This is a genomic window from Flavobacterium enshiense (genome assembly GCF_040750275.1).
In the GTDB taxonomy this organism is placed as follows: Bacteria; Bacteroidota; Bacteroidia; order Flavobacteriales; family Flavobacteriaceae; genus Flavobacterium; species Flavobacterium enshiense_B.
This window is the reverse complement of the sequence record NZ_JBDOCV010000042.1, coordinates 1-539: the sequence shown is the minus strand read 5'-3', so window position 1 is coordinate 539 and position 539 is coordinate 1. Positions and strand designations below refer to the sequence as shown.

1 pseudogene is annotated in these 539 nt (G+C 50.8%); it reads right to left on the bottom strand.

Features of this window, described 5'->3' with window-relative positions:
- Window positions 1-539, bottom strand: a pseudogene (locus tag ABGT15_RS14725) (hypothetical protein); the annotation flags it as partial.

The following is a 539-nucleotide window of genomic DNA, read 5'->3' as shown; positions in this document are numbered from 1 at the left end:
CTGTGGTGCAAGTTGGCTGAGCCGTTACAGAGGCCGTTGGTGCTGCAGGCGTTGTCGGTTGCGGATTCACAGTTAACGAAACAGCTGCCGAAGTACATCCCGATTTAGAAGTTGTCACCGAATAAACTCCAGGAGCCAAACCGGAAAACACTCCTGTTGCATTACTTTGTGGTGCTACAACCGGATTGGTTCCTGTTACCGTATAACTAACGCCCGTTCCAGGAGCCGGTGCACTAACCGTAATGGTTCCCGTTGCTGTGTTACAAGTTGGTTGGGCCGTTACAGAAGCCGTTGGTGCTGCAGGTGTTGTCGGTTGCGGATTCACAGTTAACGAAACAGCTGCCGAACTACATCCCGATTTAGAAGTTGTCACCGAATAAACTCCAGGAGCCAAACCGGAAAACACTCCTGTTGCATTACTTTGTGGTGCTACAACCGGATTGGTTCCTGTTACCGTATAACTAACGCCCGTTCCAGGAGCCGGTGCACTAACCGTAATCGTTCCCGTTGCTGTGTTACAAGTTGGTTGGGCCGTTACA